We start from the raw sequence: 23,596 nt of genomic DNA on the forward strand, positions 1-23,596 counted from the left end.
AGCCGATTTTAACGCGAAATAGTGTTTTTTTAGCGTTTTTAATTAGTCCGCACGCTAATTTTTATATAACCAAGCTCATTCAGTCATATTTTCTGTTCAAAAGCAACGAAGTTCGAGGAAAGAACCATTTAAAAAACGTTTTTTAAAAAATGGCTAAATCCTTAATTTCTATCCAGCCACCTAAGAGTTATCGTTAACAAACGGTCATCATACCAAGGTATAATAAGGAATGGAAAGAAGAAACTAACGATATTTACATGGACTAGGACTATACCTGAAATGAACTAAGCTTATTAGCTTGGAACAAGACAGATAAGCAAAGGAGTACCAATGACAAATAATCAAAAAGTAGGTTGGAAGTTAGATAATAGTTATGCCCGCTTGCCAGAAACACTTTTTACTGATGTGATGCCGTCTTCTGTTCGTTCCCCTAGGTTGGTGATTCTTAACCAGGATGTTGCAGAATCTTTAGGATTGAGTGTTGAGGCTCTACAGAGTGATGACGGAATTGCAGTGCTTTCAGGGAATAAAGTTCCTGAAGATGCTACCCCGCTTGCCCAAGCATATGCCGGGCACCAATTTGGTCACTTTACAATGCTAGGTGACGGTCGAGCTGTCCTTCTTGGAGAGCAGATTACTCCTGCAGGAGAGCGTGTTGATATCCAACTAAAGGGAGCTGGTCGTACACCTTATTCTCGTGGTGGCGATGGTCGTGCAGCGCTAGGCCCGATGTTACGCGAATATATTATAAGTGAAGGTATGCATGGGTTAGGGATTCCGACAACGAGAAGTTTAGCAGTTGTTTCAACAGGAGAGCCAATTATTCGTGAAACGGAGTTACCGGGCGCCGTGTTGACACGTGTAGCAGCGAGTCATATTAGGGTCGGTACGTTCCAATATGTAGCAAAGTGGTGTGGTGTAGAGGAGCTAAAAATATTGGCCGATTATACAATCACCCGGCATTATCCAGAGGTTAAACAATCGGCAACTCCTTATCTTACTCTCCTTCAAGAAGTGATTAAACGACAGGCATACCTAATTGCCAAGTGGCAGTTGGTTGGCTTTATCCATGGAGTTATGAATACAGATAACATGACGATTAGTGGGGAAACAATCGATTATGGGCCATGTGCTTTTATGGATACGTATGATCAAGCAACAGTTTTCAGTTCTATTGATACCCAAGGTCGCTATGCATACGGCAACCAGCCCTATATGGGAGTATGGAATCTTGCACGGTTCGCAGAAACGCTTATCCCGTTGCTAGATGAGGATGATGAAAAGGCCCTGAAGTTAGCACAGGAAGAGATTTCGAAATTTGCTGATCTTTATCAAGCAAATTGGCTTACTGGGATGAGAGCTAAACTCGGATTGTTTCATCATGAGGAGCAGGACGAAACGATCATTAAAAGACTGTTAGAAATGATGGGCAAGTATAAAGCCGATTATACCAATACTTTCCGTGCACTAACAATTGAGAACTTTAATGATGAATCAGCCTTGTTGAGCTCAGAAGAATTTATGGATTGGAAAACAGAGTGGGAACAGCGGCTCAGCAGACAAGAGGAATCGAAAGGCTCTTCTCAACAACTGATGAAACAATCAAATCCATCAGTAATTCCGCGAAATCATCGAGTTGAAGAGGCGTTAAAGGCTGCTGAAGACGGAGACTTTACTGTGATGGAACGGCTCCTTAAGATCCTTGCCGACCCGTATGCTTACTCACCGGACCAGGAAGAATATTGTAAACGACCGACAACGAAAATTCCGTACCGTACGTTCTGTGGAACTTAAGCTGATAAGAAAGAAATAAAACACTTGAGGAGAACTTTGCATCGAAGTTCTCCTCTTTTCTCAATCTTTGTTCCCTTTCATGTAAAAATAATGTCGTTGTTTATGTTTATTGGAACGTTATGTTATATAAGTCAGTAAAAAGTTAAATAGGCAAATGAAGTGATCTAGATTAGGCTAACTGCTCTTTCACTTTTGAAACAACTTCCCCTGGACTAAATGGTTTGGCAATGAATCCGTCTGCTCCTAATTCTACAAATCGCTTTTGATCCTTCTCACTACTTTGAGCGGACAACATGATAACAGGTGTCTTTTGCTCCTTTCTCAATGCCTTGAGGACAGCGAAACCGTCCATCCCAGGGAGAAATACGTCTAACAAAATTAAATCGTACTGCTGCTGAAGAGCTTTCGTTAATCCATCATTTCCATTATGGGCCACATCAACATCGAAGGCTTCTCTCTTTAAATACATACTCAGTAAGTGACTTATTCTCGTTTCATCCTCTACAATAAGAATTCTCAAACACCTTTACCCCCGATAACATAAATGTTCAAAAGCAAAATGATTCAACTAAGTAATCCCTATAACTGTGTTAATTATAGTGGAATCTACATAAGATTGCACCCGGTTTTGTCATACTCTTACAATATAGGGCCCAACAAAAATCAAACTATAAAAGAAAATGAATGCTTTTAAAAATTACAGTAATCATGTAAATGACGTTTTTTTCAAAATAAATGGAATAAGCTTGAAAAAGTAGCCAACATAAGGTTATTATTAATATTGGAAAGGGAGACTTAAAGCTCTTATTCTATTAAACAATGAAAAAACCTTATAAATGACTTGGAAAAGGGTTTTCAGTTCATATAGTGCTGAGGATTAAAGCCAAAATAGGAGGAAGGAATTCCTCTTATTTTGGCTTTTTTATTTTGGCTCTTTCCTCCTCAAACTTGGTTGCTTTTGAAGAAAAAATACGACTGAACAAGTTATGTAAACCTGAAAAATAGCTTGAAAACAGCCTTTATTATATTTTGAAGGGAGGGCTTTATCTATGGCAAAGCCTCAAGATCATTTGTTAAAGTGCTATATAGAGTCACATCTAGATAGGGATTTTGTTGGCCGCGCCCAAAATAAAGCTTTTTTTATTATAGGCTTACAGGGGAATGTGGCATACGCGAGTAAGGTAACTAGAGAGTTGTTTGGAATTTCAGAGAATCTGTTACTATCGATGAATCTTGCAGACCTTTTTTTCTCTGAAAATTTGAATGCAGAACAAAGTTTTTTTAAAGATAAAGATCCAGAGACATTAACTACTTTTGATACCTTACTCAAACAGGGAGTGAAGGGAAAAGTAACTTATTTTCCAATCTATTTTCAGGGCCTGTATGTAGGGAATTTTATTGGAGTGAAACGAATCTGAAGCGAACAACAGTAGATAAGAATTGTTGCTGTTTAGTCTTAATCATGGTAAGATGTTTCTGTCTAATGTCTAGCTGTCATTAGATTTTTAGAAATGGCATCAAAAATGAACAATATTGCATAATTTTATACATACATTTAATTGTTTGGTAAATGGAAGAAACTATATCGAAATAGTCGTCTTAACCGTGGCCTAACTTCTTTTTGAAGTTAGGCTTTTTTATTTTTCTTGAAGGAGGATGAGAATGGGAAGTACAATTCAGGATGGAATGCTATATCTTAGTAGTAAGTTTAGCAAAACCCTAAAAAGTAGATTCGGGAAGGGGCCCGAGACATGCTATGTAACCTTCGTTGAAAACAAGCTTTTTATTTATATTAACCATTTTATGACACCGGCAGAAGAGGTGTTAGTTGAAAATCATCAAGGAGAGTTGGCGAATCGCTTTCGTAGGTCGGTAATGGATGTGATTTGTAAAGAGTTTATTCATGATGCGTCAAATCTGGTTAATGTGGAACTCCAATATGCTCTTCATGACTGGAATTATGATACCAATAAAGGAATCGTTATCATGGAAAGTGCTGGTGTGTCGTCAAAAGAATTTGGGTATTCTTCTTTTGAAAATAAATTATCCAAGTTATTCGCGCAAATTGCTTCAAGAGTACATAAAGTGCCAGACGAAATGAAGATTGTTAAAATCAATCAAAATGTTTGTGTATTTGAATGTACAGGGGTGATGCTTTCCTTAGATCGCTACCTTTACGAGAATGGACAGACGAACCTTCTTCACGATCACACTCATGAATTGAAAAAGGCATTATCCGAATACAAACCGCATTTTGAGGCTATTTTTACAAGAGAACTCGAGGACTTCTTCATTATTTGGGAATATGAAAAAGATAAAAGTTATGTGATCTTTAACTTTCTTTAAATAATTCTTCCTATATCTAGAGGGATTTGGTCCATACTAAAAAAATAAAAAGAAATAATTTTTCTTATCATTTTACATAAATCCCGATGAAGGAATGAATAGCATGGTTTCTCAAGATCAGTTAAATAATATCAGTAGCTATATTAGTAAACGGCTAAGAAAGAGTTTTGGAAAAGGGCCACAAACATGTCAGACAACTCTTCATCGAAAATATTTAGTCACTTACATCAATGGATTTTTGTCTCCTATGGAGGAAGTATTGTTAAACGAGGACCAGCACAAGACGGTGGACCATACTCGAAATATGATTATCAGTTATATTATGGAGGAAATAAAAGGGGTTATTCAAGTTACAATAGGCATGGACATAATGGAGACCTTTCATGATTGGAACTTTCCAAATAACTCTGGAATCATGATTTTTGAATTAGAGTCAGAGGTAATAGGAGAAGAATTAAATGATTCCATTCCTCTTTCACCTTTGGAAAAAGAGGTCTCCAGAATAAGTGAAATTATTCAGAAAGTCCCCGATTACATCCACATAACCCCAATCACTCCATATATTTATTTAGTTGAGCGGAAAGGTATTTTAATACTAATTGAAAAGGCGTTGATTGCTAAGGGGGTTCAAGAGGAACTCCATTATACAAAGGATCAATTAGAAAAAGAGTACTTTCACCGCTATGGGCGGTTTGACGAGATTTTTAATCGCTCTGTAAAGGATATTTTTATCGGTTGGAATTTTAAGGAAGATAAATCGATAATGGCGTTTATATTGGATAATAGGAAAAAATAACCTATGGTAATGGGGTATTCAATAAATAGTAAAATCAACCGGTTTTCCTCCTTAAAGAACGGAACCTTGAATTCGGATCGTAGGATAGCAACAGCTCAGTCACTTAAACAAGGACTGGGCTGTTGCTGTATACCTAACGTCTCTAGGGGAGACTTTTCTATTCATCAAGGATGAATCGTAACTGGAGTACCAATCGGAATTATCTTGGATAATGCTTCAACATCATGGTTGTACATGCGAATACATCCTTTTGATACGGCTTTTCCGATGCTACTTGGATCATTTGTGCCATGGATGCCATAATGTTCTTTTGATAAACTCATCCACATGGTTCCAAAAGGCCCACCAGGATTCGGTGCTTTGTTGATAATAATGAAGTTGCCTGTTGGTGTTTGATAGAGCATTCTACCAACCGCAATAGGATACTGTTTTTGAACTACCCCATTTCTAGATAATGTAAGTCTTCGACCGCTAATGTAAACGTCAATTTTATAGGGAATGGTGTGAACAGGAGGAAACCCAGGGATGACAATGGTTTGACCGGGATAAATTCTATTTGGATTAATGGAAGGATTCGCTCGAATAATAGTTGCTACCGGTTTTCGATAATCTTTTGCAATCTGATTTAGGGTTTCACCTGGCATTACTGTATGAAACAGTGGGACCACCTCCATAGAGTCAGTTAACAGTTTAGTCTATGTTGGGAAGTCATTATTTGTGGCACCTGAAGGAAATAGGAAATGGAGGGGATAAAAAAAGAAAAACCTTTTAGTTAAACTTAAGGTTTTTCTTTTAGGAGCTTTTTCAAACCTTGTTGCTTTTTAAAGAAAATATAGAATGACTCACCTGTGATTCCATTCCAAATTCATTTATAAGAGGAGAAAAGAGCTTGAAAACTAAGTAGTATCGCAGAGAAAAGTTTATTTTGGTTAAAATCGGCATTAGGATTTTTACAGCAAACTTTACGAAAACAGCCTTCTTATAAAAAGGATTAGGTTCCGTTAAAGGGTGCGTAGAATGCTATCCACATCTTGGTAGCTGTGTGCATCTTTCTTATTTGGATCGTCTGGTTCTGCAACCCATTCGTGGTTTAAGGCAGCCAATTCACCATGTTCATTAAGTTGATATGGTGTGTGGATGTGGTAAGTCTTTCCGTTCTTTTTAACTGTGTAGCCAACATGATATTGCTGATTTTCCCCTTGTTCCTCAAATAGCCCGATGTCATCGAGGTTATACTTTTCAATATAGCTGGTAAAAGACTGCTGTAATTCTGAGAGTACTTCTTCACGTGGTGAAAAATCCATTTACAAAACGCTCCTTTCAATACTGAAACTACTTTTAATATGTCTTTCTTTTATTTGTATTAACCATGTTAAGCTCCTTTTGATTAGGTTTTCCTAAATGATTTAAAATAAGGGAGGACTTGCACAGGGCGACAGGCATAAGTCGATCCGGCCAGAAGGCTGCTGATTAACCTTTTAGCGGGAATGACCACATGATTCCGAGCTTTTTAGCTGCAGTCGCTGGAATTAAAGAGCTTGAAAGGGGGGGCTGAGGATGAAATTGAGTGTATTAGATCAATCAGCAATTAGTAAGGGGAATGATGCAAGAGTTGCGCTCCAAAATACGGTGAGACTGGCGCAAGTAACGGAAGAGCTTGGATACACACGCTTTTGGGTGGCGGAACATCATAACACCATTGGGGTGGCGGGATCTTCACCTGAAGTTTTGATTTCTCATCTTGCCTCAAGGACAAGAAAAATTCGTGTCGGTTCTGGTGGGGTTTTACTCCCACAGTATAGCCCGTATAAAGTTGCTGAGAATTTCAAGTTGTTGGCGACTTTATTTCCGAATCGGATTGATTTAGGAGTTGGTCGCTCTCCTGGGGGCTCACTCGAAACTAGAATGGCGTTAACAGATGGAGTGAGGAAAAGTTTAAATGAGTTTCCTCGTCAGGTAGAGGATTTACAAGGTTATTTGACCAATCAGTTGCCTGAAAATCATTCTTATCACGGGGTGAATGCTTATCCTCACCCGACGGTATTACCAGAGATCTGGCATTTAGGGATCTCGCCTCGAGGGGCGAGAGTTGCTGCTAAAAATGGAACGGCTTTTACATATGGACATTTTATTACGCCTGAAAATGGAAAAGAGGCCATTGAGGAATATTTTCACCGGTTTCAACCGTCGCCCTTGCTTGCAAAACCGAAAGTGAATGTCTGTGTATTTGTTGTATGTGCTCCGACCAAAGAGCAGGCTGAAGAGCGCGTATTAAGCCTTGACCAGTGGTTACTAGCGGTCGAAAAAGGGCTCGATACACATATTCCTTCAATTGAAGAAGCGAAAACAATGCCTGTTACAAATGAAGATAGAATGAAAATCATGAAAAACCGTAAGCGAATGGTGATTGGCACGCCGAAACATGTAAAGGCAGAATTGCAAAGACTGAGCGAAATTTACCAAAGTGATGAAATGATGATTATTTCAAATATTCATCGTTTTGATGATAAGTTAGAATCCTATACTTTACTGGCTGAAGCAATTTTATAATATGAAATCCTCAAGCTCCCTTCTGAGAAAGATGTTATCCTTGTGGTAAAATAAGCTTAGGAAAATGGCGGCAAAGGGGTAGAAGTAGGATGGAAATAAAAAATGTCAGTATCATTGGGTTAGGTGCGCTCGGAGTCATGTATGGCCAACATTTATCAAAAAGAATGCCAAAAGCGAATTTAAGAATCATTGCCGACAAAGAACGGATTGAGAAGTATCAAAAAAATGGTGTTTATTGTAATGGTGAGCGTTGTGATTTTACCTATAAGCAACCGGATGAAAAGGTGGAACCAGCTGATTTGCTGCTGTTTTCGGTGAAAAATGATGGTTTAGATGCAGCAATTGAGTCAGTAAAAAATCATGTGGGAGAAAACACGATTATATTATCAGCGTTAAACGGGATTACCAGTGAAGCCATTATTGGAAATACATATGGAATGGATAAACTATTGTATTGTGTTGCTCAAGGCATGGATGCTGTTAAAGTAAACAATAAACTGACCTATGATCATATGGGATATTTATGTTTTGGGGAAAAGGAAGGGAATGAGGACTCTGAGAAGATAAAGGCCGTTTCTGACTTTTTTACGCAAAAAGAAGTTCCTTATGAGATTGTGCCAGATATGTATAAACGATTGTGGAGCAAATTTATGTTGAATGTCGGCGTGAATCAAACCGTTGCTGTATTTGGAAGCAATTATGGAGCTATCCAACAAAACGGAGAGGCTCGTGACATGATGATTGCAGCTATGCGAGAAGTTATGGTCCTTTCTAGAAAAGAAGGGATTCAATTAACCGAAAACGATATTGAGTATTGGTTGACGGTTTTAAGTAAATTAAGTCCAGACGGAAAGCCTTCCATGGCCCAGGACCTCGAGGCGAAGCGCTTTAGTGAAGTGGAGCTGTTTTCTGGAACAGTTTTGAAATTAGGGAAAAAGCATGGCATCCCAACACCAATTAATGATGAACTATATAAGCGAATCAAAGGCATTGAAAGTGAATACGTGTTACAAGTGTAGGTAAATTCAGTTCAGGATACTATAGTAACTAAATGACCAATTCCTTATAAAGTGGGAATTGGTCATTTTTTATAGGAATTTAGAGGTGTTTAAGGGTAAGGAAAGTCATGCTATATACCTAAGAGATTTATGGTTTGTAAGATGGAATAAGGGGTATATAGGAGTATTATGGATGATAAGTAAGGATTTACTAGCTATTTTAGACAGGTAGAAATTGAGACTAATAGAAACAATATTATCCCGAATTTTCCGATTTGTTTAGTAAAGTATGAACAGGTAAAATAGAACTTATGTGAACAATTGAACATTATTTACATAGTTCTTTTTTCTTATATAAAACGGAGGTGAAAAGATGAGCCAGGCAAAAATTGAAGTCCGGAATGTGACGAAGGTTTTTGGGAAGTCCCCTCAGCAAGGCATAAAAATGCTCAATGAAGGGTTGACCAAGAAACAAATCTTGGAGAAGAGTGGGATGACCGTAGGGGTCAACAAAGCAAACTTCGAGATCAAGGCGGGCGAAATCTTTGTCATCATGGGTCTATCTGGAAGTGGGAAATCCACACTGGTCCGGATGTTTAATCGGTTAATTGACCCCACTGATGGTCAAGTCTTAATCGATGGCCAAGACATCGTTAAAATGAAGCCCGAACAGCTGCGCGAAATTCGACGCACCAAATTAAGTATGGTGTTTCAGCGATTTGCCTTATTTCCTCATCGAACGGTATTAAGTAATACCGAATACGGATTAGAAATAAAAGGGGCAGATAAGCTAGAGCGGAAACAAAAAGCGATGGAGGCTTTGGAACTTGTTGGTCTAAAGGGTTATGAAAATAGCTATCCAAGTGAATTGAGTGGTGGAATGCAGCAGCGTGTTGGTTTGGCGCGTGCTTTGGCCAATAATCCCGATATCTTGTTAATGGACGAAGCGTTTAGTGCGCTTGATCCACTAATTCGAAAAGATATGCAAAATGAGCTGCTTGAGCTTCAAGAAAAAATGGAAAAAACGATCATTTTTATCACACATGATTTGGATGAAGCCCTCCGACTTGGGGACCGAATTGCGTTGATGAAAGATGGTTCCATTGTTCAGGTTGGTACGCCGGAAGAAATCCTCACGAACCCAGCAAATGATTATGTAGAACGTTTCGTTGAAGACGTTGATCTTTCGAAAGTATTGACGGCTTCACATGTAATGAAACGTCCTGAGAAAATCTTGCTAGACCGAGGACCAAGGGTCGCATTGCAGATTATGAAAGACGTAGGAATATCGAGTGTGTATATCGTCGATAAAAAACAAAAACTGTTAGGTGCGGTTACGGCACAAGATGCAGCTGATGCGGTGAAAAATAGCAAAACACTAGAAGAAGTCATGACTCATGACGTTGAAACCATTGCCCCAGATACGTTAATTGCTGATATGTTTGAACGAGTTGCTAATGCTACATTACCTCTAGCGGTTATCGATGAAAATCACCGTCTGTTAGGAATCATTGTTCGCGGTGCAGTCCTTGCAGCACTTGCGGGAGATGAAATTCAGTTGAACGGAAATGGGGTGAACTAATTGATACCAAAAATACCTCTTGCGGATTGGGTTGATACATTTGTTGACTTTCTGACAGACAAATTAGAGCCGTTTTTTGATCTAATTTCTGAAGGGATTGGAAACTTTGTTGATTTTCTTGTCTTCATTTTAACTTCTATTCCACCTATTTTACTCATTCTTATTTTTGCTGGGATTGCATTATGGTTGACTCGTTGGACGAATGCCCTTTTTACCGGTGTTGGTCTTTGGTTAATTTATAACTTGGATTATTGGGAAGCAACGCTTGATACGTTGGCACTGGTTTTAACTGCTGTTGTCATTAGCATCATTATTGGGATTCCAATCGGGATTTGGATGTCACAAAGCGATCGAGCAAGAAACATTATTTTACCGGTTCTTGATTTCATGCAAACCATGCCGGCCTTTGTTTATCTGATCCCAGCGATATTATTCTTTGGGATTGGGATGGTTCCAGGGATTATTGCTTCTGTAATCTTTGCGATGCCGCCAACCATACGTTTGACAAATCTAGGAATTCGTCAAGTACCGGAGGATTTAATCGAAGCGGCAAATGCATTTGGTTCTAGTACAAAGCAAAGATTGTTAAAAGTACAATTGCCACTTGCGACTCCGACAATTATGGCAGGGATCAACCAAAGTGTCATGCTGTCCTTGTCGATGGTTGTAATCTCCTCTTTAGTAGGAGCACCAGGGCTTGGTGCGGATGTTTACCGAGCGGTATCACAAGTAAAAGTTGGGATTGGGTTTGAAGCCGGTCTTGCGATTGTTATTTTAGCAATTGTCCTTGATCGACTTTCACAAAATATAGGTAAGCAAAAACAAAACTAAGGGGGAATTATTCATGTTTAAGAAAAAGTTGATACTTTCAATTGCCTTGTTAATGACCATGTTTTTTTTAGCAGCATGTGGTGGTTCTGAGGAGAGTTCAGGGGATGCTTCATCTGAAGATTCGCTTGGAGAACAAGTAGATTATAAGATTATCGGAATTGAACCGGGTGCAGGAATCATGCAAGCAACGGAAAATGCTTTAGAAGAATATGAAAATCTAGCTGATTGGGATTTAGTTGAATCTTCATCTGCAGCAATGGCATCTGAACTTCAAAAGGCTTATGAAAAAGAAGAGCCAATTATTGTAACGGGTTGGACACCACATTGGAAATTTGCCAAATTTGATTTGAAATATCTTGAAGATCCTAAGGGCATTTATGGAGAAGCGGAAACAATTGATACTTATGTACGTAAAGGTTTAAAAGAAGACCAGCCAAGTGCGTATACTGTATTGGACCAGTTCGTATGGACTCCAGATGATATGGCTGCGGTAATGGTGGAGATCCAAGAAGGTGCAGACCCAGCGGATGCAGCAGCAAACTGGGTCGAAGAAAATAGCGATAAAGTGGCTGAGTGGACAAACGGTGCAGAAGAAGTAGACGGTGAAAAGGTTTCGCTAGCGTATGTAGCATGGGATTCAGAGATTGCTAGTACAAACGTTGTTGGCCATGTCCTAGAAAGCATTGGTTATGAAGTGGAACTTGTTCAACTTGAAGCAGGTCCAATGTTTGCGGCTGTAGCAAGTGGAGATGCAGATGCATTGGTAGCAGCATGGTTACCATTAACACATGCTGACTATGTAGAAGAATACAGTGAAGACATGGAAAGCCTAGGAACAAACCTTGAAGGCGCCAAAACAGGTCTAGTCGTACCATCATACATAGAAGTCGACTCAATCGAAGACCTACAATAATAATTATTCCCAAAAAAAGAGGCATCTGCTTAGTAGCAGGTGCCTTATTAAATGAGGGGGAATACATTTATATGATGGACAAGAGTTACAAGGTTTATACATAGTAATAAAAATATTTTGCTAATCTTTCATTTAGATATTTAGACACTATAAATTTTTTATCAATTTTTTCTAGTTTAAGGGTATAAAAGATTTGAAGTGGGGAAAGATAGAACTAAGAAGAAAAGTAAACAGGGGGTAAGAACATGCGAGAAACTAAAAGGTTAATAGACTTTGTGAATCATAAACAGTTTGAACTGCAATCATACCTAGAATATCTATTGGAAGTACAAAAACTAGAGTCAAGGATTCAAACACATAAGGAGAACATCATCTAACTTGGATGGATGTTCTTTTTTTGTTTTATTGAGGGGATTTTAAGTGAAAGAGATGGAAGATGTGATTTGGTGGGCAACAAGAAGGCGCCTATGTGACCGTGAGAGGAGAAAAAGGAGCGCGTCAGTCACGTAAAAAGGATTTTAAGTGACCCCTAGAAGAGAAAACGTTGTACACCGGTCACATAATCAAGACCTGATCCAAGCGAACCACATTCACCTAGTAAACCGAACTTTTTTCTCCTAACATTTTCGTGTATTCTGGTATAAGAAACTGGTACTGTGCTAGGAGAGCGACAACAATGAAAGAATACTACTATGAAAAATTGCTGAACATCAAAACGCAGGAAGGCAAGAAGGGCATTCATAAGTCGATTCATTATCATCCTTACGAGCCGACGCCTTACAGCGCGCTAGAAGAGCTTTTCGAGCAGTATAAAGTCACAAAATATGATCGAATTGTTGATTTTGGGAGTGGAAAGGGACGATTAAACTTTTTTATCCATCATTTATTTGGTGCTCATGTGACAGGAATTGAAATGAACGAGTTTTTTTATCGAGACTCTTTAGCCAATCTTGAGCGCTATTTAGTAAAGCATAAAAATAGCAAAAATAAGATACAATTTTTTCACTGCTTGGCGGAAGATTATCCAATCCATCCTGAGGATAACCGCTTTTACTTTTTTAATCCGTTTTCGATCCATATCTTTAAAAAGATACTGTCCAATATCATGCTGTCGATGGAACAACATCCACGTGAAGTAGAGCTGGTTTTTTATTACCCTGCTGAAGACTATATTTATTTTTTGGAGAACCAAACTCCTTTTGAACTAAAACAAGAATTCCGTCTGAGTTTCCTTTATGAACATAATTCAAACGAGCGCTTTTTGGTCTACAGGTATCCATTCTTTTAAAATAAGGCTCTTTTCGTTTGAAATCCCAAAGACGATTTTAATGCAGGATACACCATTTTTGCGTTCATACTAAATTAACTGGCTCTTTTTCCTGATATAAAGTTGCTGTCCAGTGAGAACATAGCTATTTCTTTTCTCTTTATATCTAAATAAAAAGGCATCCCCACGTACTAAGCTCATGGGATGCCTTCCTTATTAAACCTCACGTAATTTTTGATTCAGTACAGCTAGTTGATTTTCAATCTCTGCAATCTGTTTTTCCAGGGGAGAGAGATTTCCTTTCACATACTCTAGTTTTTCCAAATCATTTTGCAGACGCACATACTCTGTTTTTAGTTCGAGGATTTGGTACTCAATTTCCTTCTTCGTCATCCTTATACCTCATTTCTATGCCTTAAACTGTAAAACCATTATATCACTCTATTGAACAACTTTTTAAAAATTCGCGCAGCGACCGCTCATCAATAACAAACGCCAGCTTCAATACAAAAGCTGGCGTAATTAGTAATCTATTTCATAATTATTCAATGCTAATGGCCTTGCGATGTGATATCGTTGGGTTCACTTTCTCAAACGTGATTTTCAAAACACCATCATTGTATTTAGCAGTTGATGTTTCAGTCCGTACTTCGGTTGGGAGAGGGATGGTTCGCTCAATGCTGCCAAATTGCCGCTCGCGCTTGAAATATTTCTCACCGCGCTGTTCCAGTTCGGTACTCCGGGTTGCTTTGATGGTTAAGGCATAATCATCTATTTCTAGGTGAATATCTTCTTTGTTGAAGCCAGGCAGATCCGCTTCAATGGTGATTAATTTCTCTGTTTCTTTCACATCAACATCAAAAACTTTGTTCCAAGACCAGGAGTTTTCAAAGAAATCCTCTAAATCATAGCTTTTTCTGTTCCATATCTTAGGTAGCAAATCGTGAAGGACTGGCATGTTCATCAACCTCCTATATTAGATTTACCACACTTTAATTTTAACACGGTAAAAAGAGATTAGCTTTTCCATATAAATTAGTTCAAATATTTGTTTGAATTCTGTGTAGAAAAGTAAAAGTAGTTAGAAATTGTAAAATCCCCCAACACCTCCAGTGTATCTAATCTACATAAAGAACCTCATTTACTTGAAGACTACACCCAATAAACGCTGATTTAGTAAGCCGAATTTAATCAAACGTTTGATTAGGCTCATTTCTTAAACATTGTTGCTTTTTAAAGAAAATATAGAATGATTTAGCTTTGATTCCATTCCATATTCGTTAATAAGAGGAGAAAGAGCTTACCAACTAAGTAGTGTCACAGAGACCCCTTATTTCTCGTTAAAATCGCTTTAGGATTTTAACAACAAACTTTACGAAAATAGCCTTTGATTAAAATAAAAAATCCCCATGCATGAGTGCTGGGAATTTTGGTTATCTGATAGCTGGAATTTTAATCTTTAAGGTAAATTCTTCATCTTTATGGATAAAATCTAAGAACCCCATATGTTCTTCCACGATATCTTTGATCACTTTTGTACCTAAGCCTTCATGGTGGCCAGATTTTGTTGTGCGCCCATAGGAGTGGAATAACTGATCCACTATATGGCTCGGTAATGGCAGACTGTTATTCTTACAAATTAATAGAAACAGTCCACTTCTTTTATAGAATTGTAGCGTCAGTTGCGCAGGACGCTGATGTTGTTCTTGCCATTCCTCACAAGCATCAATGCTATTAGAAAGTAAGTTCCCAACGAGGTCTACAATTTTTTTATCATTTAAAGGCATGCTCGAAATAGGAAGGTCGGTATCATAAACAATCTCAATTCCCGCATTTTTCGCACGTCGATACATTTGGTGGAGGACCCCTGCGACCACTCCATGCTCGCCTTTAATAGAAAGATTGGTTTGCTCATAGGTACCAACTAACTGATTTAAGTAAGTTCTTGCTTCATCGTATTGTTCATTTTCGAGCATAAATTGTATCGACGACACATGCTTTAAAAAGTCATGCCGCTCACTGCGAACAATGCGAAATGTTTCATTAAAATGCTCACGTTGCTCGGCAAACTCAGTAAGGTCTTTTTCCAACATTGCTACCTTTTGATTGATAAATATACGAGCTGTTTCAATGCCTATAAACATCAATATAGCAACTGTTGAAACCCAAACAGGTGGATTCCCAAACTGAAGAGCAAGTGTTGGAATTTGTAGAGCCATGAGCAAGTATTCATAACGCTTCCCGGCAACCTGCACAGAAAAAACGGTTTTTCTAGATAAGAAATAGACAGGCAAAGCCGCTAAGAACAATGCTAGAAAAATTGAAATCCTCCAAGCAAAAAAATCGGTCAATAGAAACTGTAGGTGGACAAATCCCAGTCCTGCTAGAAATACCCAATAGATTCGTTTATTCATGAAAATAGCAGCCACCTTTTAAAAGTAATATTGTTGGAGAAAATCGACTTTTTCTTTGGTAATCATCGCTTGACCGTCTGTTGCCTCAAAGCTAACCACATAGGAATTTTTAGCGTATAAGGAGAAGTTTTTTACATAATGAATGTTAATAATGAACGAACGATGAGACCGGATAAAATCTCGCTCGCGCAGTTCACCTTCTAATTCATTTAAAGTCTGATAGGTTTTAATTGGACCTGACTTTGTATGAATAGTCGTTGATCTTCCGGAACGCTCAATAAAAATGATATCCTTTTTTTGAATAATGTGGATATCATTTTTTTGCTTCAAATAGAGTCTGCCAGCGATCTCTGATGACTTCGTTTTTTCAATAAGTCGCTCAACTGATTTAATCAAGCGCTCTTTCGGATAAGGCTTCATGATGTAGTCATGGACATTTAATTCAAATGCATGGACGGCATATCCGCTGTTTCCAGTTACGAAAATGACAGCGATATTGAGTGCATGCGAATGAATGATATCGGCCAACTCGTAACCTGATAGATTGGGCATTTCAATATCCGCAATCAACAAGTCAATGGCCTCTTTTTTAATTTGCTCATAAGCCTCTTCAGCCGAAGTGGTTGAAAAAACAATTTCCACTTTTTCGATACCGGACACGATTGCTTGTAATTTATCTAAATCAATCGGACGGTCATCGACTAACCCAACCTTCATCTTTCCTCATCCCTCATATCCTTTGTCTCTTTCGCACACGGAACTGTTCTCCTTATTTTACCATCAATAAATGCAAATTTGGCACTTTTGTGACATCAAATGGACTTTTCACGACATCTTCGCAGACGGAAGAAAAAATTGTTTGTAAGATAAAGACATGAAAACAAGCAAATGAGGTGAACGGAATGATTGAGATTAACGAAGTTACGAAACAGTTTAAAGATAAAAAGAAATTTATTACAGCATTAAAACATGTATCCTTTTCCGTAAATAAGGGAGAAGTCGTTGGCTTACTTGGAGAAAATGGAGCAGGGAAAACCACATTGCTTCGGTCGGTTGCTACATTGCTCACTCCGACAGACGGAGAGATTACGGTAGCTGGTTACAACACGCAACAGAATCCAAACGAAATTAAAAAACATATTGGTGTTTTATTTGGAGGAGAAACGGGGCTTTATGACCGACTAACAGCTAGAGAAAACTTAGCTTATTTCGCTACATTATATGGGATGGGCAAACACGAGACGAAGGTTCGGATTGAAGAGTTAGCGAAAATGTTTGGAATGAGGGATTATTTAGATCGGAAAGTTGGCGGCTTTTCAAAGGGGATGCGTCAGAAAGTTGCGATTGCCCGCACGCTCATCCACAATCCAGATATCATTTTATTTGATGAGCCAACAACAGGTCTTGATATTACATCTTCCAATGTGTTTAGACAGCTTGTTCATCAGTTGAAAAGAGAAGGGAAAACAATTTTGTTCTCAAGTCACATCATGGAAGAGGTCTCCATGCTTTGTGACACGGTGGCAATGATGCATAAAGGGGAATTGGTTTATCATGGCAAGCTTGAGGAGCTATACCGGTCCGAAGGCAGTCGCGACTTGAATTATATTTTTATGAGCAAGCTTGTGAGGGGGAATGAAGATTATGCTTCTTAAAATTTATTTAAAAGAGATGAAAGATTGTTTCCGGGATCGAAGAACACTTTTGTTGACCGTTTTACTGCCAATCATTATGATGACAGGGCTAACCTTCTTTTATGAAAGTTTGATTTCCGAAGGGGAAGGCGAAACATACTCGCTGGCAGTAGAAAAGTCGTTTGGGGCGAAGGAAGCTGAGTTGTTCTCAGGCATGGAAAATATTGAGTTTGTACAGTCCGCGAACCCTGAAGAAACACTAACTGAAGGAGAAGCGGTTGCTGCCCTTGTACTAAGTCCCGATTTTCTTACTAGCATCGAAAAAGGGGAGGAAGCTTCCGTTACGTTGATTGGCGATTCTTTTAGCCAAAACTCTACGAATTTAATGAATCTCGTTACTACTACGTTAACAGCCTTTGAAAAATCCGTCACAGCGACACGTTTACAATCACAAGGGACAGATTTATCAGTGATTCAACCGTTTACCATTGATCAAAAAGAAATCAGCGAGGACAACCCAAATGTGAATCTGCTAGCCATGCTAATTCCTTTAATGTTATCTTTGGCGATTGGGGTGGGCGCTAGTCCATCGGCTTCTGATTTATTCGCTGGCGAAAAAGAGCGCAAGACAATGGAAGCTTTGTTGATGACACCTGTGAATCGTTCTACATTGTTGTTTGCCAAATGGATGACGATTGCATCAGTAGGAACCATTACTGGATTGACTACTTTGGGTGTAGTAGCTGCAGAAATCACGTTTTTAACTGAAAACCTGAAGCAAGCCGTTTCCTTTGGAGATAATGCATGGTTAATCATTGGTTTAGCTCTAGTCATGACCATCTTATTTTCGATGTTTAATGCATCGTTGCTTATGATTACGAGCATCATGGGAAAAACGGTAAAAGAATCACAAAGTTACAGCACACCAGTTATGATGTTAACGATCCTGCCAACAATGATTATTACAGGTATTGGAATCAATGAACTTACCTTTGAACATTTTGCTATTCCGATTATGAATTTGTTTAGTTTGTTAAAAGAACTCCTTTTCGGCGTCATCAACTATGAGCATATTGTTATCACACTTGGCAGCAATATTGTATTTATGGTTCTCTTCTTCATTATCGGTCGGATTATGTTTATGAAAGATAAGTGGGTAATGAATTAAGACAGCGAAGAAAGAGCGTCCCAGACTTTGTTCTGGGACGTTTTTGGTGTTGGAGGTGGGCCATTGTTAAAAAGCCTGATAGAGTTTCTAGCTTTTTTCTGAGATCAGGGTTGAATCGTGTTGGGAAACGCAAGGTTTTCTAACGTTCCCAAAATCAGTAATGAAACGAGAAAAGGGAATGTAAGGAATCTCCCGTTACCAAAAACAGTGTTGAGACGATAAAAAGGAAGCGCAAGAAAAAAGAGGTTTCACAAAACCAAGTGTTCACGCTTAAGGGAAACCATTCCGATAAATACCTGACCAATACTCTCTGCAATGAATCTTTAACAAATTTTCACCATCATATCCTCCAATTATTGCCTATAATGAAAATATCAGAAAGTTTGGCTGGAGGGATGATGATGATTGTAGCTGGGCAAAAGGAAATGCAGCAACTGGATCGGTATACGATGGAGATATTAGGTTTGCCGGGAGTAGTTCTGATGGAGAATGCTGGCGCGCGAGTAGTCGAGGAAATCATAGCTAGCCACTCACAAAATTCCGATAATAATGTTGTGATTTTAGCTGGTGGTGGAAATAATGGAGGAGATGGGTTCGTGGTTGCCCGCAAACTAGTGGATTTAGGCTGGAGTCCTAAACTATGGTTGCTCACGGATCTAGAAAAAATTACTGGTGATGCAAAATGTCATTTGGATGTTTATTTAAAACGTGGACTTCCGCTGTTTACCTTAAAAGAGATGGATGTTCTGCCTACTCACCTTGAGCAAGCGGATATTATTGTTGATGCAATGCTTGGGACCGGTGTAAAAGGCGCTGTTCGAGAGCCAATGAAAACAGTCATTCATATGGTGAATAACCGAAGAAATCAAGCGAGTGTCCTATCGGTTGATATTCCTACAGGTGTAAACAGCGATGATGGAAGAGTGGTTGACGAAGCCATTAAAGCAACAAAAACGATTACGTTTGTTTGTCCGAAAAGAGGGTTCTTTTTACAAGAAGGACCGAACTATGTTGGGGAGTGGAAAGCGGTTGATATTTCAGTTCCTCCTTCGATTGCGCAAACTCTTCATTTTAAGCTCCCGCAAGTCATAACCGAATCGCTCATCACAGAGTGCATTCCATCAAGACCGAGAAATGGTCATAAGGGAACTTTTGGACATGCTTTAGTGATAGGGGGCTCACAAGCCTATGTAGGAGCGCCTGTTTTTACAGCTAAAGCGGTTTTACATAGCGGCGCAGGGTTGGTCACGCTGGCGATACCGGAAAGTCTGTATCATACCGAAGCAAATTTGTTTCCAGAAGCGTTGTTTATCCCATTATCTGAAACAGACGGGCATTTCTCAGTAAGAGCCATTCACGAATTAAACCCAAAGTTACCTACTTTTCGAAGCGTTGCGGTGGGGCCAGGGATGAGTCGGTTTCAAGAAGGAGAAAGTTGGATAAAGGAGCTATTTACAGCTCTAACGAATCAGCCAATTGTCATTGATGCGGATGGCCTCTATTTGCTTCGCAATCAATTAGAACTTCTCCAACAGCATCAAGGCCCGGTTATCTTGACGCCGCATCCAGGGGAAATGGCAACTTTAGTTTGTAAATCCGTACAAGAAGTAGAGGGAAATAGACTAGAAATTGCTCAAGAATTTGCTGTGAAGTACGGGGTCTTGTTACTATTGAAAGGGCATCGCTCAGTTGTGGCTACACCGGACGGAGAGTTGTACATCAACCCGCTTGGCCATGATGCACTCGGAAAAGGCGGTAGCGGTGATGTTCTTACGGGATTGATCACTTCTTTTCTTGCCCAAGGGGCCTTACCAAAAGATGCGCTTCTCGCAGCAAGCTATCTCCATGCAAAATCTGGTGAAGAACAAGCAGAAATTCTGTCTCATTTTGGAGTCATGCCAGAGGATATATTACCGGAGTGAAACAGCTGCTAATGCGATACACTAACCGCTAAAAAAAGGAGTTTGATTTAAAATCTTATGATAAATCCTAAATTTCGTACCAAGTTATTAGAAATTGTTGATCATCAATTACAAGAGAACAATCATGCAGAAACAAACGAAACTTTAAAACGATTAATAGAGGCTGGTTATAAAGAAGAGGAATCAAAAATGCTCATTGCAGGAATATTATTAGAGGAAATGTCTGATATGATGAACAACCAAGTTCCTTTTAATGAAAAACGCTATGTTGAAAAATTAGCTAGTTTATCTTAGATTTCTAGATATTTACACTTGAAAAAGCCGATATCATGATCTTTGTTTTTGAAAAATGTTGCAAGCTGTCACAATTGATTTATCACAGTTTAGTCTGTAAAATTAATTGTGTATAAATTCTTTTTTTACGGAGTGTGAGTTTTTTTGGCTGAAGTGCCCATAGGTTTAATCATTTTTCTAATTGTATTAATTTTATTATCTGCTTTCTTTTCGTCAGCAGAAACTGCTTTCTCAAGTGTGAATAAAATCAGACTAAGAAATTATGTCAGTGAGAACAAACCAGGTAGTAAAAAGGCATTGCATATTACCGATAACTTTGACAATGCTTTATCGACTATTCTAGTTGGAAACAACATCGTAAATATTGCAGCATCAAGTATCGCTGCGAGCGTCTTTACTGGTTTATTTGGAGCTGGAACAGGACTAGTCATTAGCACATTCGGAATGACCGTTCTGATTTTGATTTTTGGTGAGATTTTACCGAAGTCAATTGCTAAGGAAAATGCAGAAGCATATTCATTAAAAATATCTGGAATTCTCTTTTTACTCATAAAATTATTAACACCAATTAACTTTGTGTTTGCTAAACTTAAGGAATTTGTTTCACGAAAGTTCTCTAAGAATGAAGCAACTCCTTCGATTACAGAGGAAGAAATCAAGGTAATGGTTGATATTAGTGAGGAAGAAGGAGTTATTGATAAAGAAGAGAAGGAACTTGTTCATCGCTCGCTAGAGTTTAATGATGTCATTGTCGGCGAGGTTTTAACACACCGAATGGATATGATTGCGGTGGAATTGAATCAACCGATTGAGGAAATTAAAGAAATCTTCCTGACTGAGCGTTTTTCACGTGTTCCAGTTTATAAAGATAATATTGATAACATTATCGGAATCTTATCGGAACGGGAATTTTTGTCCGAGTTAATCCAACATAATGATGTAAATATAGAGTCGCTTTTACGGAAACCGGTCTTTGTCGTAAAATCAATGAAGGTTGCAACTTTATTACCAGAATTACAACGTTTAAAAAGCCATATGGCGATTGTCGTTGATGAGTTTGGGGGTACTTCAGGTTTAATTACACTTGAGGATATTCTTGAAGAATTAGTGGGCGAAATTTGGGATGAACATGATGAAAAAATTAATATCATGACCAAACTTAGCGAAACGATGTACGAATTTGATGCACAATTCCAATTAGATGACTTTTCAGAGCTCTTGCATGTACCAATGCCAGAAAGTTCAAGCCATAGCTTAGGAGGATGGATTTTTGAAACATTGGAGCGAATTCCAACAGAAGGAGAAGGCTTCGATTACGAGAATCTTTCAATCACTGTGGAAGAAGTCGACAACCACCGAATCCGCAAAGTAAAAGTTGAAATTTTGCCGGAAGAGCAAACGGAAGAAGAATTCGAAGAAAGCAATTAAGATAAAAAAATGGCATCTGCCCTTGGGCAGATGCTTTTTCAATAAAGGGGGAATACACTAACAGCATAGACATTATCCTGAGATTCTAAACCTACTCTAAAGATATTTATTCTTCTACCCCTTCATATTTTTTGACTTTTCAACACTGGCTGAAACGGCTTGGATAACGCTTGACCGGAAACCAGATTCCTCTAAACGAGCCACAGCTTCAATTGTTGCGCCACCTGGGGAACAAACTTGATCCTTTAATTCTCCTGGATGAAGATCAGTTTCTAAAACCATCTTGGAAGCACCTAACAAAGCTTGTGCCGCGAAAGTATAGGCTTGCTTTCTTGGGATTCCTTGTAAAACAGCTCCGTCAGCAAGTGCTTCAATGAACATATATGCGTAAGCTGGAGAAGCCCCACTCACGCCACTAACAGCGTCCATTAAACGTTCTTCCACAAATTCCACTTTTCCAAAGCATTCAAAGATAGTCTGAATTTCTTGTTTTTCATCTTCTGTAACTAAGTCATTGATACTAACGCCAGTCATACCTTCGCCAACTAAAACAGGTGTGTTTGGCATCGTACGAACCATTTTCATGCGGCGTCCAAAACGCTGTTCGTTTTGCTCAATGGTTTGTCCAGCTGCAATCATGATGATGATCGCGTCTTCATGAACAACTTCTTTAATTTGTTCAATGACTGTAGCGTACTGATAGGGCTTAACAGCGAGAAAAATTAGATCGCAATTTTGGGCCACTTCCACATTGTCTTGTGTGGTGTGAACTTCATATTTCCGTTTTACTTCCTCCAAGCTCGGCAAACTCCGATTGGAAACAAAAATTTCATTCGGGCTCATATATCCTGAGTTAACAATCCCACCAATGATGGCCTTTGACATGTTGCCACAGCCAATAAATCCAACTTTACGATTCATTTTATTTTCCCTTTCTTAATGAAATTTTGACAATGATAAATGATTATAACATTGTAAAATGCTAAACCTATAATAAATCCATCATTTAATTTGAAGGTTTTATATTTGGCATGTTACATAGTTCGTGTTAGAATTAAATTAAGTAACATTAATTTTGGAGGGGAGATACGTGGAGTACGTTGAACCCATAAAAGATGTTGAAAAGATACGAGAAATGAAAAGGTTACTAAGGAAGCAATCACAAAGAGATCTTCTTCTTTTTGTATTAGGGATTAATACAGGGATACGGGTGAGTGATTTATTATCACTAAAAGTAGAGGATGTTTTGAAAGATGGTTCTTTTAAGGAATTTCTCTATATCTACGAACCAAAGCATCAGAAAGAAAAAGCATATTACTTAAATACAAGTGTGAATAAAGAACTGAGGGCGTATTTAGCTGACCATGAATTTAAGAATACTGATTATCTTTTTAAATCAAAAAAAAATCAGTTACCAATTACACGTCAGCAGGCTTACCGCATTATTAATCATGCGGCGAAAGAGGTAGGAATTCCGGGGAAGATTGGGACACATACACTTCGTAAAACCTTTGGGTACCACGCATACCGAAAAGGGATTGCGATTTCAATTATTAAAGAGATTTATGGGCATCATACACCTAATGAAACTTTACGATATTTAGGGATAGAAAAAGGTGGACAACTGCCGATAAAAGTGGATGTAAATCTTTAGTTGTT

25 protein-coding genes are annotated in these 23,596 nt (G+C 38.6%); 17 read left to right on the forward strand and 8 right to left on the reverse strand.

The annotated features are described in order from the left end of the window. Nucleotides 1–330: 330 nt before the first annotated feature. Nucleotides 331–1,794: a protein adenylyltransferase SelO gene (locus tag M3182_RS06800; RefSeq protein WP_251557497.1), complete on the forward strand. Its 1,464-nt coding sequence runs from the start codon at nucleotides 331–333 to the stop codon at nucleotides 1,792–1,794. Between the two features lie 169 nt (nucleotides 1,795–1,963). Here M3182_RS06800 and M3182_RS06805 read toward each other — a convergent pair whose 3' ends face one another. Continuing rightward, the gene (locus tag M3182_RS06805) at nucleotides 1,964–2,314 is read right to left on the reverse strand and encodes a response regulator transcription factor (RefSeq protein WP_251557498.1); all 351 of its coding nucleotides are present in this window, start codon (nucleotides 2,312–2,314) and stop codon (nucleotides 1,964–1,966) included. Between the two features lie 529 nt (nucleotides 2,315–2,843). Here M3182_RS06805 and M3182_RS06810 point away from each other — a divergent pair. The 3 genes from M3182_RS06810 to M3182_RS06820 all read left to right on the forward strand — a co-directional run bounded on the left by M3182_RS06810 (nucleotide 2,844) and on the right by M3182_RS06820 (nucleotide 4,936). Next, the gene (locus tag M3182_RS06810) at nucleotides 2,844–3,212 is read left to right on the forward strand and encodes a PAS domain-containing protein (protein ID WP_251430726.1); all 369 of its coding nucleotides are present in this window, start codon (nucleotides 2,844–2,846) and stop codon (nucleotides 3,210–3,212) included. Nucleotides 3,213–3,456: 244 nt separating this feature from the next. Beyond that, a complete protein-coding gene (locus M3182_RS06815) occupies nucleotides 3,457–4,140 on the forward strand; it encodes a Na-translocating system protein MpsC family protein (RefSeq protein WP_251557499.1) in 684 nt (227 codons plus the stop codon). Between the two features lie 103 nt (nucleotides 4,141–4,243). Continuing rightward, nucleotides 4,244–4,936: a Na-translocating system protein MpsC family protein gene (locus tag M3182_RS06820; protein ID WP_251430730.1), complete on the forward strand. Its 693-nt coding sequence runs from the start codon at nucleotides 4,244–4,246 to the stop codon at nucleotides 4,934–4,936. Between the two features lie 164 nt (nucleotides 4,937–5,100). On the opposite strand, the gene M3182_RS06825 is transcribed toward M3182_RS06820, so the two are convergent. Both M3182_RS06825 and M3182_RS06830 read right to left on the reverse strand, forming a co-directional pair. Beyond that, nucleotides 5,101–5,610: a L,D-transpeptidase family protein gene (locus M3182_RS06825; protein ID WP_251430732.1), complete on the reverse strand. Its 510-nt coding sequence runs from the start codon at nucleotides 5,608–5,610 to the stop codon at nucleotides 5,101–5,103. 327 nt (nucleotides 5,611–5,937) lie between these two features. Beyond that, the gene (locus tag M3182_RS06830) at nucleotides 5,938–6,240 is read right to left on the reverse strand and encodes a DUF5634 family protein (RefSeq protein WP_251430735.1); all 303 of its coding nucleotides are present in this window, start codon (nucleotides 6,238–6,240) and stop codon (nucleotides 5,938–5,940) included. Between the two features lie 253 nt (nucleotides 6,241–6,493). Here M3182_RS06830 and M3182_RS06835 point away from each other — a divergent pair, with 253 nt between their 5' ends. The 7 genes from M3182_RS06835 (at nucleotide 6,494) to M3182_RS06860 (ending at nucleotide 13,098) form a co-directional block, all read left to right on the forward strand. Then, nucleotides 6,494–7,486, forward strand: a complete 993-nt coding sequence (locus tag M3182_RS06835; protein WP_251430738.1) for an LLM class flavin-dependent oxidoreductase — start codon at nucleotides 6,494–6,496, stop codon at nucleotides 7,484–7,486. Between the two features lie 89 nt (nucleotides 7,487–7,575). Then, a complete protein-coding gene (locus tag M3182_RS06840; protein ID WP_251557500.1) occupies nucleotides 7,576–8,505 on the forward strand; it encodes a ketopantoate reductase family protein in 930 nt (309 codons plus the stop codon). Between the two features lie 352 nt (nucleotides 8,506–8,857). Further along, nucleotides 8,858–10,066 (forward strand): glycine betaine/L-proline ABC transporter ATP-binding protein ProV, encoded by a 1,209-nt coding sequence (proV, locus tag M3182_RS06845; protein ID WP_251430745.1) that lies wholly within the window; start codon nucleotides 8,858–8,860, stop codon nucleotides 10,064–10,066. Continuing rightward, nucleotides 10,067–10,897 (forward strand): ABC transporter permease, encoded by an 831-nt coding sequence (locus tag M3182_RS06850; RefSeq protein WP_251430748.1) that lies wholly within the window; start codon nucleotides 10,067–10,069, stop codon nucleotides 10,895–10,897. Between the two features lie 13 nt (nucleotides 10,898–10,910). Further along, complete coding sequence (locus M3182_RS06855; RefSeq protein ID WP_251557501.1) at nucleotides 10,911–11,810, forward strand: glycine betaine ABC transporter substrate-binding protein; 900 nt, start codon at nucleotides 10,911–10,913, stop codon at nucleotides 11,808–11,810. Nucleotides 11,811–12,055: 245 nt separating this feature from the next. Beyond that, nucleotides 12,056–12,187 carry a hypothetical protein gene (locus M3182_RS26120; RefSeq protein ID WP_285867311.1) on the forward strand — a complete coding sequence of 44 codons (132 nt, stop codon included), beginning with the start codon at nucleotides 12,056–12,058 and terminating at the stop codon, nucleotides 12,185–12,187. Between the two features lie 299 nt (nucleotides 12,188–12,486). Beyond that, entirely contained in the window at nucleotides 12,487–13,098 is a 612-nt protein-coding gene (locus M3182_RS06860) for a class I SAM-dependent methyltransferase (protein WP_251557502.1), read from the forward strand. Between the two features lie 195 nt (nucleotides 13,099–13,293). On the opposite strand, the gene M3182_RS06865 is transcribed toward M3182_RS06860, so the two are convergent. The 4 genes from M3182_RS06865 to M3182_RS06880 all read right to left on the reverse strand — a co-directional run bounded on the left by M3182_RS06865 (nucleotide 13,294) and on the right by M3182_RS06880 (nucleotide 16,208). Beyond that, on the reverse strand, nucleotides 13,294–13,470 hold the full coding sequence (locus M3182_RS06865) for an SE1832 family protein (protein ID WP_251430755.1): 177 nt from the start codon (nucleotides 13,468–13,470) through the stop codon (nucleotides 13,294–13,296). Between the two features lie 148 nt (nucleotides 13,471–13,618). Continuing rightward, on the reverse strand, nucleotides 13,619–14,035 hold the full coding sequence (locus tag M3182_RS06870; RefSeq protein WP_251557503.1) for an Hsp20/alpha crystallin family protein: 417 nt from the start codon (nucleotides 14,033–14,035) through the stop codon (nucleotides 13,619–13,621). Nucleotides 14,036–14,510: 475 nt separating this feature from the next. Continuing rightward, nucleotides 14,511–15,491 (reverse strand): sensor histidine kinase, encoded by a 981-nt coding sequence (locus M3182_RS06875; RefSeq protein ID WP_251430761.1) that lies wholly within the window; start codon nucleotides 15,489–15,491, stop codon nucleotides 14,511–14,513. An 18-nt stretch (nucleotides 15,492–15,509) separates the two neighbouring features. Next, the gene (locus tag M3182_RS06880; RefSeq protein ID WP_251430764.1) at nucleotides 15,510–16,208 is read right to left on the reverse strand and encodes a LytR/AlgR family response regulator transcription factor; all 699 of its coding nucleotides are present in this window, start codon (nucleotides 16,206–16,208) and stop codon (nucleotides 15,510–15,512) included. A 185-nt stretch (nucleotides 16,209–16,393) separates the two neighbouring features. On the opposite strand from M3182_RS06880, the gene M3182_RS06885 reads away from it, so the two are divergent. The 5 genes from M3182_RS06885 to M3182_RS06905 all read left to right on the forward strand — a co-directional run bounded on the left by M3182_RS06885 (nucleotide 16,394) and on the right by M3182_RS06905 (nucleotide 21,937). Then, nucleotides 16,394–17,146, forward strand: coding sequence for an ABC transporter ATP-binding protein (locus M3182_RS06885; protein WP_251430767.1), 753 nt, complete (start codon nucleotides 16,394–16,396; stop codon nucleotides 17,144–17,146). Continuing rightward, nucleotides 17,136–18,293: an ABC transporter permease gene (locus M3182_RS06890; protein WP_251557504.1), complete on the forward strand. Its 1,158-nt coding sequence runs from the start codon at nucleotides 17,136–17,138 to the stop codon at nucleotides 18,291–18,293. Before M3182_RS06885 ends, M3182_RS06890 begins: the two co-directional genes overlap by 11 nt. A 395-nt stretch (nucleotides 18,294–18,688) precedes the next feature. Next, nucleotides 18,689–20,215, forward strand: a complete 1,527-nt coding sequence (locus M3182_RS06895) for an NAD(P)H-hydrate dehydratase (RefSeq protein WP_251557505.1) — start codon at nucleotides 18,689–18,691, stop codon at nucleotides 20,213–20,215. 57 nt (nucleotides 20,216–20,272) lie between these two features. Then, nucleotides 20,273–20,509: a hypothetical protein gene (locus M3182_RS06900; RefSeq protein WP_251430773.1), complete on the forward strand. Its 237-nt coding sequence runs from the start codon at nucleotides 20,273–20,275 to the stop codon at nucleotides 20,507–20,509. A gap of 144 nt (nucleotides 20,510–20,653) precedes the next feature. Further along, on the forward strand, nucleotides 20,654–21,937 hold the full coding sequence (locus tag M3182_RS06905; protein WP_251430775.1) for a hemolysin family protein: 1,284 nt from the start codon (nucleotides 20,654–20,656) through the stop codon (nucleotides 21,935–21,937). Nucleotides 21,938–22,051: 114 nt separating this feature from the next. Here M3182_RS06905 and proC read toward each other — a convergent pair whose 3' ends face one another. Further along, a complete protein-coding gene (proC, locus tag M3182_RS06910; RefSeq protein ID WP_251430777.1) occupies nucleotides 22,052–22,858 on the reverse strand; it encodes a pyrroline-5-carboxylate reductase in 807 nt (268 codons plus the stop codon). A 169-nt stretch (nucleotides 22,859–23,027) separates the two neighbouring features. On the opposite strand from proC, the gene M3182_RS06915 reads away from it, so the two are divergent. Further along, a complete protein-coding gene (locus M3182_RS06915) occupies nucleotides 23,028–23,591 on the forward strand; it encodes a tyrosine-type recombinase/integrase (protein ID WP_251557506.1) in 564 nt (187 codons plus the stop codon). Nucleotides 23,592–23,596 lie beyond the last annotated feature (5 nt).

Origin of the sequence: Mesobacillus maritimus, from assembly GCF_023715205.1 — a bacterium.
Taxonomy (GTDB): Bacteria; Bacillota; Bacilli; order Bacillales; family Cytobacillaceae; genus Mesobacillus_B; species Mesobacillus_B maritimus_C.

What these genes read in the sequence shown, in the direction of transcription:
- M3182_RS06865 (WP_251430755.1), bottom strand. Translation starts at nt 13,470, where the DNA reads ATGACGAAGAAGGAAATTGAGTACCAAATCCTCGAACTAAAAACAGAG.
- M3182_RS06855 (WP_251557501.1), top strand. Translation starts at nt 10,911, where the DNA reads ATGTTTAAGAAAAAGTTGATACTTTCAATTGCCTTGTTAATGACCATG.
- M3182_RS06900 (WP_251430773.1), top strand. Translation starts at nt 20,273, where the DNA reads ATGATAAATCCTAAATTTCGTACCAAGTTATTAGAAATTGTTGATCAT.
- M3182_RS06810 (WP_251430726.1), top strand. Translation starts at nt 2,844, where the DNA reads ATGGCAAAGCCTCAAGATCATTTGTTAAAGTGCTATATAGAGTCACAT.
- M3182_RS06890 (WP_251557504.1), top strand. Translation starts at nt 17,136, where the DNA reads ATGCTTCTTAAAATTTATTTAAAAGAGATGAAAGATTGTTTCCGGGAT.
- M3182_RS06895 (WP_251557505.1), top strand. Translation starts at nt 18,689, where the DNA reads ATGATGATGATTGTAGCTGGGCAAAAGGAAATGCAGCAACTGGATCGG.
- M3182_RS06815 (WP_251557499.1), top strand. Translation starts at nt 3,457, where the DNA reads ATGGGAAGTACAATTCAGGATGGAATGCTATATCTTAGTAGTAAGTTT.
- proC (WP_251430777.1), bottom strand. Translation starts at nt 22,858, where the DNA reads ATGAATCGTAAAGTTGGATTTATTGGCTGTGGCAACATGTCAAAGGCC.
- M3182_RS06885 (WP_251430767.1), top strand. Translation starts at nt 16,394, where the DNA reads ATGATTGAGATTAACGAAGTTACGAAACAGTTTAAAGATAAAAAGAAA.
- M3182_RS06820 (WP_251430730.1), top strand. Translation starts at nt 4,244, where the DNA reads ATGGTTTCTCAAGATCAGTTAAATAATATCAGTAGCTATATTAGTAAA.
- M3182_RS06875 (WP_251430761.1), bottom strand. Translation starts at nt 15,491, where the DNA reads ATGAATAAACGAATCTATTGGGTATTTCTAGCAGGACTGGGATTTGTC.
- M3182_RS06870 (WP_251557503.1), bottom strand. Translation starts at nt 14,035, where the DNA reads ATGCCAGTCCTTCACGATTTGCTACCTAAGATATGGAACAGAAAAAGC.
- M3182_RS06835 (WP_251430738.1), top strand. Translation starts at nt 6,494, where the DNA reads ATGAAATTGAGTGTATTAGATCAATCAGCAATTAGTAAGGGGAATGAT.
- M3182_RS06840 (WP_251557500.1), top strand. Translation starts at nt 7,576, where the DNA reads ATGGAAATAAAAAATGTCAGTATCATTGGGTTAGGTGCGCTCGGAGTC.
- M3182_RS06830 (WP_251430735.1), bottom strand. Translation starts at nt 6,240, where the DNA reads ATGGATTTTTCACCACGTGAAGAAGTACTCTCAGAATTACAGCAGTCT.
- M3182_RS06880 (WP_251430764.1), bottom strand. Translation starts at nt 16,208, where the DNA reads ATGAAGGTTGGGTTAGTCGATGACCGTCCGATTGATTTAGATAAATTA.
- M3182_RS06800 (WP_251557497.1), top strand. Translation starts at nt 331, where the DNA reads ATGACAAATAATCAAAAAGTAGGTTGGAAGTTAGATAATAGTTATGCC.
- M3182_RS06825 (WP_251430732.1), bottom strand. Translation starts at nt 5,610, where the DNA reads ATGGAGGTGGTCCCACTGTTTCATACAGTAATGCCAGGTGAAACCCTA.
- M3182_RS06860 (WP_251557502.1), top strand. Translation starts at nt 12,487, where the DNA reads ATGAAAGAATACTACTATGAAAAATTGCTGAACATCAAAACGCAGGAA.
- proV (WP_251430745.1), top strand. Translation starts at nt 8,858, where the DNA reads ATGAGCCAGGCAAAAATTGAAGTCCGGAATGTGACGAAGGTTTTTGGG.
- M3182_RS26120 (WP_285867311.1), top strand. Translation starts at nt 12,056, where the DNA reads ATGCGAGAAACTAAAAGGTTAATAGACTTTGTGAATCATAAACAGTTT.